1 protein-coding gene is annotated in these 1,161 nt (G+C 66.9%); it reads right to left on the bottom strand.

Annotated elements, in window-relative coordinates:
- Nucleotides 1–20: 20 nt before the first annotated feature.
- A protein-coding gene (locus tag FV229_RS26930; protein ID WP_187275309.1) for an IS630 family transposase occupies nucleotides 21–1,078 on the bottom strand; the annotation gives its coding sequence in 2 pieces (ribosomal slippage) (nucleotides 21–592 and nucleotides 592–1,078; 1,059 coding nt in all).
- Nucleotides 1,079–1,161 lie beyond the last annotated feature (83 nt).

Genomic DNA, 1,161 nt, shown 5'->3' with positions numbered 1-1,161 from the left:
ATACCAATCGGTGTTGATCATCACCGATGAGCCCAGTCGCGCAGTCCGAGAGACATGATTTTCCATGGCTGCTCGGTCAGCCCGTTCCAGGCATTGCAGCAGCGATCGACGATGTCGTCGTAGGATGTGAAGATCCGGTCTCCGAGCCAGTTGTCGCGCAGGAATTGCCAGACGTTCTCGACCGGGTTGAGTTCCGGGGCCCGGGCCGGGAGTGGCAACAGGGTGATGTTGTCGGGAACGACGAGGTCCTCGGCGCTGTGCCACCCGGCTCCGTCGAGCATCAGCACGGCATGGGCACCGAGATCGACGGCGAGGCTGATCTCTTCGAGGTGCGCGGTCATCGCTGATGCGTTGCACCGTGGCAAGACGAGGCCGGCGCCCTTGCCCTTCTCGGGGCAGATCGCCCCGAAGAGGTAGGCGTATTCCGTTCGCTGATCCTTGGGGGCTGCGGGCCGTGTCCCGCGGCGCGCCCAGCGGCGCGGCAGAGTGTTCTTCTGGCCGACGCGGGCCTCGTCCTGCCACCAGAGTTCGATGGGCGTGCCCGGCGGCAGCCGCGCCCGGACCGCGCTCAGTTCGGCGGGCAGGTTTTTTTAAACGCGGTCAGCGCGGCCGGGTCCTGAGCATAGTGCCGGGGACGCGCCGAGAGCTTGCGAAAGCCGAGCGCCTTGACCACGCGACCGACCGAACTCTCGTCCAGGCTCACCCCGAAGCTGGCCTGGATCCAGGCGGCCAGATCCTTGAGCCGCCAGCGCACCACGCCGTCCCGGTCCGGATCGGGGCCGCGCTCCACGATGGCGGCGAGAGCCCGACGCTGCTCGGGGCTCAGTTTGGGCGCCTGGCCCGGCGCCTTGTCGTCGATCAGTCCGTCCGGCCCGTGTGCATTGAAGGCCAGGACCCAATCGCGCATCGTCTGAAGGCCTACCACCCCAATCCGGGCGGCGTCCGTGCGGCTCCCGCCATCGTAGATCTCCGCCAGCGCCAGCAGACGCCGGCTCTGACCGGCATCCCGGCTGGCCTTCGCCACCTGCCGAAGCTCGGAAGCGGTAAAATCGTCTCGCAGCGGGATGGCGGCAGACATGGCAAACCCTCCGGTTCGCCCAATCGAATCAGATCCGACGCAAATGCGAAACCCCGTGAGTCCGCGTCAGCGCCGATTGGTAT

Source organism: Methylobacterium sp. WL120 (assembly GCF_008039465.1).
GTDB classification, from domain to species: domain Bacteria; phylum Pseudomonadota; class Alphaproteobacteria; order Rhizobiales; family Beijerinckiaceae; genus Methylobacterium; species Methylobacterium cerastii.
This window is presented reverse-complemented; position numbering and strand designations above follow the sequence as displayed.